Here is a 7160-nt window from a genome sequence, read left to right on the forward strand (position 1 = left end):
TTACCAGCATTGGCGCGGGGAGCGGATTGGGATACATTGCCCGCAACGCAGCTACAATATAAACCAACCTGCGCTTGAATCTGTCCGGGGGGAATTATGCGTCGTACTGATCTTTCCAAACTGGGAATTCTGCTGGTCGCAGGCCTGTGCCTGCCGGGCCTGGCACACGCGAGTTTCGTGCCGGTGGTGGTCGAACTTGCCGCGGTATCGCCCGCGGTCCAGGCCGTGCCAGTGCTGAGTCCTGGCCTGCTGGCCGCCCTCGCGCTGGTGCTGGTCGTGATCGGCCTGCGTGTGGTGCGCTCGCGGGGTGCCCAACGCAGCTTTCTCGGCCTGCTTGCCGGTGCCGGCCTGCTGCTCGCGGTGGCAGGCGTCGAGCATACCCGCGCCGTGATGGTGATCCCGGTGGTGCCCCCCACTGATCCGGCCTGCAACAACGGCAGCATTGCCCTGGATACCGGTGGCAACGGTTTCAGCGGTGTCATGATCCAGAACGCCTGTGAAACCACCACCCTTGAGGTGCAGGGCTACCTCAACCTGCCCTGTGCGCCCGTCGACCAGATCGTCACCGATGCCGATATCGGTGACCGTATCGCGCCGGGGGCCAGCGCTACCACGAACTACTGCCTGCCGCCGTCCTGACCCGGGTGATCGCCTGGCCACGCTGGCGGTAATCCCGTGTAAGCAACCGGGTTAGCGTCGGGCATCGCGAGCGGTTATAGTACCTGTGGGTATTCAAGCCCGTGCTGTACGTGATAACAACACCGAAAAACGCATGTTTCACAGGAGAGAAGGACTTACCATGACCAGACGTTTCAGGAGTTTGCTTTCCGTAGTTCTCGTGGCGCTCAGTGGCCTGCCATCGCTGGCGATGGCCGGCGGCCCCGGCGTAATTATCGACCTCGGACCCACAGGTGCCGCGGATGTCCCCGTGTTCAGTGGGCCCCTGCTGATCGCCCTTGCAGTGTTGATGGTGATCATCGCGCTGCGCTTCCTGCGCCTGCGCGACGCGCAGAAGATGCTCAGTATCGCCGTTCTGGGTGCCGGCCTGCTGATCGGAGCCTTTGGCGTCGAGCGCACCGTGGCGATCGATGTCATTCCGCCGGAGGTTCCCCCGGGTGACCCGGCCTGCAGTGGCGGTACGATCTCCCTGAACACCAACTCTTCCGGCTATTCGGGCTTGCCGATCACCAACAACTGCGCGTCGACGGACCTCAAGGTGCTGGGCTACCAGAACCTGCCCTGTCCGCCGCCAGTGCAGATCAAGACCGATGCGGACATTGGTGACATCATCCCTGCCGGTGGCACTGCGACGATGAATTACTGCCCATCTGAGATGCTGTAGCGCGGTGGTTCGTTGAAGAAAAAGAAGGGGAGCCGCGGCTCCCCTTTTCTTTGCCTGTCATTACCGATCCAGGCTCGCCGCGATACAGTGCCTGGAGATCGACGGTACAAAAAAGGGGCCTTCCGGCCCCTTCGCGATGTGTCCTGGCATCGGGTTTACACGATACGCTTCATCGCTGTCATGTAGCCGCGCAGGGTGGCGCCGATCACTTCGACCGGGTGGGAACGGATGGCGCGGTTGACCGCGATCAGTTCCTGGTTGTCGACGCCGTTGTCGCCGGCCATGCCCTTGCCGATCACGTCGGTGTCGATCTTGCTCATGAAGTCCGCCAGCAGCGGGCGGCAGGCGTGATCGAACAGGTAGCAGCCGTACTCCGCGGTATCGGAGATCACCACGTTCATCTCGTAGAGCTTCTTGCGCGCGATAGTGTTGGCGATAAGCGGCGTCTCGTGCAGGGACTCGTAGTACGCGGACTCTGCCTTGATGCCCGCCTGCACCATCACCTCGTAGGCCAGTTCAACGCCAGCCTTGCACATGGCGATGAGCAGGATGCCGTGGTCGTAGTACTCCTGTTCGGGAATGTCCTGGTCAGTGTTGTCCTGCTTCTCGAACGCGGTGTCCTGGGTGGCGGCGCGCCAGCCCAGCAGGTTGGCGTCGTCGTTCGCCCAGTCTTCCATCATGGTCTTTGAGAAGTGCCCGGACATGATGTCGTCCTGGTGCTTCTCGTACAGCGGACGCATGATGTCCTTGAGTTCCTCGGAGAGGTGGAAGGCGCGGATTTTGGCGGGGTTGGACAGGCGGTCCATCATGTTGGTGATACCGCCGTGCTTGAGGCCCTCGGTGACGGTTTCCCAGCCGTACTGGATAAGCTTGGAGGCATAGCCCGGGTCGATGCCTTTCTCCACCATCTTGTCGAAGCACAGGATGGCGCCGGTCTGCAGCATGCCGCAGAGGATGGTCTGCTCGCCCATCAGGTCGGATTTCACTTCGGCGATGGGGGAGGATTCCAGCACGCCCGCGCGATCGGCGCCGGTGCCGGCGGCCAGCGCCTTGGCGATATCCAGGCCTTCACCTTTGGGGTCGTTCTCGCGGTGCACGGCGATCAGGGTGGGCACGCCGAAGCCGCGCTTGTATTCCTCGCGCACCTCGGTGCCGGGGCATTTCGGGCACATCATGACGACGGTCAGGTCCTTGCGGATCTGCATGCCTTCCTCGACCAGGTTGAAGCCGTGGGCGTAGTCCAGGCAGGCGCCTTCCTTCATCAGCGGCATCACCGCGGTGACTACGCTGGTGTGCTGCTTGTCCGGGGTCAGGTTCATGACCACGTCCGCCTGCGGGATCAGCTCCTCGTAGGTGCCGACGGTGAAGCCGTTCTCGGTGGCGTTCTTCCAGGACTGGCGCTTGGACTCGATGGCCTCGGCGCGCAGGGCGTAGGACACGTCCAGGCCGGAATCGCGCAGGTTCAGGCCCTGGTTCAGGCCCTGGGCGCCGCAGCCGACGATGACGATCTTCTTGCCTTTCAGGTAGTCGCAGCCGTCCTTGAACTCGCTGCGCTCCATGAAGCGGCACTTGCCCAGCTCTTCCAGCTGCAGGCGCAGGGGCAGGGTGTTGAAGTAATTCTGTCCCATGGTGAGGCTCCTCGTTCACGGGTTGGATGGGTGACAGCGCGCACCATACGGGATTTGTTATCTTGCGTAAAACGCTAAATAGTGGAAACTGTGTTGCGCTATTTGCAATAAGGAAGGGCGCATGGATACCCGGTCACTGGGGGTCTTTCTCTCCGTCGCGGAGACGCTGAATTTTAGCCGCAGCGGCGCGGCCCTGCACATGAGCGTGTCCGCGGTGAGTCGCACGGTGGCGCGGCTGGAGGCGGAGGTGGGCCAGCCCCTGTTCGAGCGCGACCGCCGCAACGTGCTGCTCACCCGTGCCGGCCGCGAGTTTCGCGAATTCGCCCGGCGCACCCTGGGCGAGTGGCAGCACCTGCAGCGGCAACTGGGCAGCGAGGGAGAACTGGCCGGCGAAGTGAGCCTGTACTGCTCGGTCACCGCGACTCGCACCTTGCTGGCGCCCATTCTCGCGAGTTTCCGCAGCGACTACCCGGCGGTGGATATCATGATGCACACCGGCGACCAGGCCGACGGCATCAGCCGTATCCTTGGCGGCCAGGATGACCTTGCGGTGAGCATCCGGCCACTTGAGTTGTCCCGGCGCATGGATTTCCTGCCGTTGTTGCATTCGCCCCTGCAGTTCTGCATGCCGGCGGCGCCCTGCCAGGTGCGCGAGCGGGTGCTCGAGGATCTCGCCCGCGGCGGCATCCAGTGGTCCGGCGTGCCGCTGATCGTGCCGGAGCGGGGGACCACCCAGGAAATGCTCGAGGACTGGCTGCGTGAGCGCGGCATCCGCCCGCGGATTTATGCACAGGTCGCCGGCCACGAGGCGATCGTCGCCATGGTGAGTCTCGGCCTGGGTGTGGGCATCGCGCCGCAACTGGTGATCGAGGCGAGCGGTGTGGGGGAGGGGGTTGAGGTGCTGTCGTTGGAGGAGGCGCCGCTGCCGGTGTTGTCCATCGGCCTGGCGGCCCTGCGCCAGCGCCTGGCCAGCCCGCTGGTGCGCGCCCTGTGGGATGTCGCCGGGCGTACTTATCCCGCCGCCCTTTGATACAATGCGTCGCTCAGGACACTGCGGAACGAGACCATGAATTCGCCCGACGATAAAACGGAAGTCACCGGCGATGCCGCGCCGGAACCGGCGAGCGCGGCTCACACTGGCGTTACCGTACCTATCGACCTGTTGGTCGACGAGCACGAGGAAGAGGTATCCGAAAACGGGCGCTCGGTGCGCAGGCAGGGCATCTACCTGCTGCCCAACCTGTTCACTACCGGTGCGCTTTTCGCCGGCTTCTACGCGGTGATCGCCGCCATGCGCGGCGATTTCGCCAGCGCGCCGATCGCTATCCTGGCCGCCCTGGTGCTCGATGGCCTGGATGGCCGTATCGCGCGTATGACCAATACCCAGAGCAAGTTCGGGGCAGAGTACGACAGCCTGGCGGACATGGTTTCGTTCGGTGTTGCGCCGGCCCTGGTCATGTTCAGTTTTGCCCTCGGCGACCTTGGCAAGTTCGGTTGGAGCGCATCTTTTATCTACGTCGCCTGTGCAGCCCTGCGCCTGGCCCGCTTCAATACCCAGATCGGGAAGGCGGACAAAAACTACTTTACCGGGTTGGCGAGTCCATCGGCCGCTACTATCGTGGTCAGCGCGGTGTGGGTGTGCAGCGACCTGGGCTGGACCGGCGCCGAGCTACCCGGGCATGTGGCGTTCATGCTGGCTCTGCTCACGGCGGTATCGGGATTCCTGATGATCGCCAATTTCCCGTACTACAGCTTCAAGTCGATCGACTTCCACGGGCGTGTGCCGTTTTTTGCCATGATACTGGTCGTGCTCGGGTTCGGACTGGTGACGCTGGATCCGCCGCTGATCCTGTTCATCGCCTTCCTTGGCTACGCCGCCTCCGGGCCGGTGATCCTGCTGTGGAAGCGTTCGCGTAACCACTCAGGCAATCGTTCAGCAAACGAGGGCTGAGGCGTACCGGGGAACCATTGCCGGGAGTGCGACTCTCAAGCCTGTTCGCATACAGCAAGGAGTGAGTTTCATGCCCGGCCGATTCAAAGTCCCCGGTATTCCATCGTCGGAAATTACGCCGGAATCTGTCTACCTGCGCCGTCGCCAGTTCATCCAGGCCGCGGGAGCGATTGCTGCACCCGGTGTGCTCGGCCTTAGCGCGGGAGCATCGGCTGCATACGTTCCCGGTGAAACTGCGCTCGAATACGCGCCAGCGGCGAAGGGCCCGCTGGGCTATTACACCGACGAGGCGCTGACACCGCGGCGTGACGCGGCCAGCTACAACAACTTCTACGAGTTCGGTACCGGCAAGACTGACCCGGCGGCCTACGCCCACGAAATGACCGTCGACCCCTGGTCCATCGAGGTGGATGGCGAGGTTGCCAAGCCCGGCAAGCTTCACCTGGAGGATATTCTTTCCCGTTACCCGCTGGAGGAGCGCATCTATCGACTGCGCTGTGTCGAGGCCTGGTCCATGGTGATCCCCTGGGTGGGCTTTCCGCTGTCTGCCCTGCTCGCCGAATTCCAGCCCACCAGCAAGGCGCGCTACGTGGCATTCCGCACCCTTTATCGCAAAGGTGAAATGCGTGGCACGCGTTCCTTTACCAGTTCCCTGGACTGGCCCTACCGGGAGGGGCTGCGCCTGGACGAGGCCATGCACCCGCTGACCCTGCTCGCGGTGGGCAACTATGGCAAGACACTGCCCAACCAGCACGGTGCGCCGTTGCGGCTGGTGGTACCGTGGAAATACGGCTACAAGAGCATCAAGTCGATCGTGCGCATCACGCTCACCGAGAAGCAACCGGCCACGTCTTGGAACATGTCGCAGCCGCGCGAGTATGGCTTCTATTCCAATGTGAACCCCAATGTTGACCACCCGCGCTGGAGCCAGAAGCACGAGCGCCGCCTGCCGGGCTCCCTGTTCAAGCCCAACCGTATCGAGACCCTGATGTTTAACGGTTACGAAGAGCAGGTGGCCAGCCTCTACGCTGGCATGGATCTCAAGAAGCACTACTGACCATGAACAAGTTGCTGAAGCCGGCGGTATTTGCCGCCAGCCTGATGCCTTTTGCGTGGCTTCTGTACGGCGCCTTCGCGGGTGGCCTTGGACCGGATCCGGCCAAGACGGTGATTCTGCAGACCGGGGAGTGGGCGCTGCGCTTCCTGTTACTGACCCTGGCTGTGAGCCCATTGCGGCGTATCAGCGGCTGGTACTGGCCGATGCGCCTGCGGCGTATGCTCGGGCTGTTCGCTTTCTTCTACGCCTGCGTGCACCTCGCGAGTTTCTGCCAGTTCTACACGGGCTGGGATGCCGGCCGCTTGTTGGAAGAACTGGCCGAGCGTCCGTATATCACCGTCGGCGCACTGGCCTGGGTTTTGCTGCTGCCGCTGGCGATCACCTCGACCCATGCCATGCAGCGACGCCTCGGGCGCAACTGGCGACGCCTGCACCGCCTGGTCTACCCGGCCCTGCTGCTGGCCTGTGTGCACCTGGCCTGGCAGGTGCGCTCGGACTACGGGGAGGCGCTCGTCTACGGCGTCTTCGCGGCTCTCCTGCTGGGGTACCGCTGGTTCGCGGGGCGCCGCAGCCGCCAGTGAATTGGCGCCGGGTGTTGCTTCGAATAGGGTGTCCGGCCCTCCCGCGAGTCCCCCTTGAAGGCCCGTTTTCGGGGGTTAGGAAAATAGCAGAAAATATTTTTCAAAAGCCCTTGCAGGGGCATTGGCGATCCGTATAATGCGCATCCTCGGTTGGGGGCAACCCCGGCCAGCCAACCCCAAACCTTCGCGTTTCGGGTGCTACTTAACAATCAGACGAAGACAGATGTGTGGGCACTTGTTGGGATAGTTGACACGACTATTCAGACACAACAAGTGACTCATTGATTCTTTGAACTTTGATTTCGAATTGTGTCTGAGCCGAGATTTGGTTGTTGCCGTGGGGTAACCACGTAAATGACCCCTCTTGTCCTCCTTCGGGAGAGTGCAGAGGTAAAAGATTAAACTGAAGAGTTTGATCATGGCTCAGATTGAACGCTGGCGGCAGGCCTAACACATGCAAGTCGAGCGAGAAAGGCCTTCGGGCTGAGTAGAGCGGCGGACGGGTGAGTAACGCGTAGGAATCTACCCGGTAGTGGGGGACAACATGGGGAAACCCATGCTAATACCGCATACGCCCTTTGGGGGAAAGCGGGGGACCTTC

7 protein-coding genes and 1 rRNA gene are annotated in these 7160 nt (G+C 62.5%); 7 read left to right on the top strand and 1 reads right to left on the bottom strand.

Annotated elements, in window-relative coordinates:
- Window positions 1-96: 96 nt before the first annotated feature.
- Entirely contained in the window at window positions 97-639 is a 543-nt protein-coding gene (locus E4634_RS18420) for a hypothetical protein (RefSeq protein ID WP_135446130.1), read from the top strand.
- A 160-nt stretch (window positions 640-799) separates the two neighbouring features.
- Complete coding sequence (locus E4634_RS18425; protein ID WP_167854981.1) at window positions 800-1342, top strand: midcut-by-XrtH protein; 543 nt, start codon at window positions 800-802, stop codon at window positions 1340-1342.
- A 155-nt stretch (window positions 1343-1497) separates the two neighbouring features.
- Here the strand turns inward: E4634_RS18425 and ilvC are convergent, their stop codons facing one another.
- The gene (ilvC, locus tag E4634_RS18430; protein WP_135446132.1) at window positions 1498-2970 is read right to left on the bottom strand and encodes a ketol-acid reductoisomerase; all 1473 of its coding nucleotides are present in this window, start codon (window positions 2968-2970) and stop codon (window positions 1498-1500) included.
- A gap of 121 nt (window positions 2971-3091) precedes the next feature.
- On the opposite strand from ilvC, the gene ilvY reads away from it, so the two are divergent.
- From ilvY to E4634_RS18455, 5 genes are all read left to right on the top strand, one after another.
- Window positions 3092-4000: an HTH-type transcriptional activator IlvY gene (ilvY, locus tag E4634_RS18435; protein ID WP_135446133.1), complete on the top strand. Its 909-nt coding sequence runs from the start codon at window positions 3092-3094 to the stop codon at window positions 3998-4000.
- Window positions 4001-4036: 36 nt separating this feature from the next.
- On the top strand, window positions 4037-4921 hold the full coding sequence (pssA, locus tag E4634_RS18440; RefSeq protein WP_135446134.1) for a CDP-diacylglycerol--serine O-phosphatidyltransferase: 885 nt from the start codon (window positions 4037-4039) through the stop codon (window positions 4919-4921).
- 70 nt (window positions 4922-4991) lie between these two features.
- On the top strand, window positions 4992-5978 hold the full coding sequence (msrP, locus tag E4634_RS18445; protein ID WP_135446135.1) for a protein-methionine-sulfoxide reductase catalytic subunit MsrP: 987 nt from the start codon (window positions 4992-4994) through the stop codon (window positions 5976-5978).
- 2 nt (window positions 5979-5980) lie between these two features.
- A complete protein-coding gene (gene msrQ / locus E4634_RS18450; protein ID WP_240725243.1) occupies window positions 5981-6559 on the top strand; it encodes a protein-methionine-sulfoxide reductase heme-binding subunit MsrQ in 579 nt (192 codons plus the stop codon).
- Window positions 6560-6959: 400 nt separating this feature from the next.
- Window positions 6960-7160, top strand: a 16S ribosomal RNA gene (locus E4634_RS18455); the annotation flags it as partial.

The sequence above is a fragment of the Mangrovimicrobium sediminis genome (assembly GCF_004745945.1).
Taxonomy (GTDB): Bacteria; Pseudomonadota; Gammaproteobacteria; order Pseudomonadales; family Halieaceae; genus Mangrovimicrobium; species Mangrovimicrobium sediminis.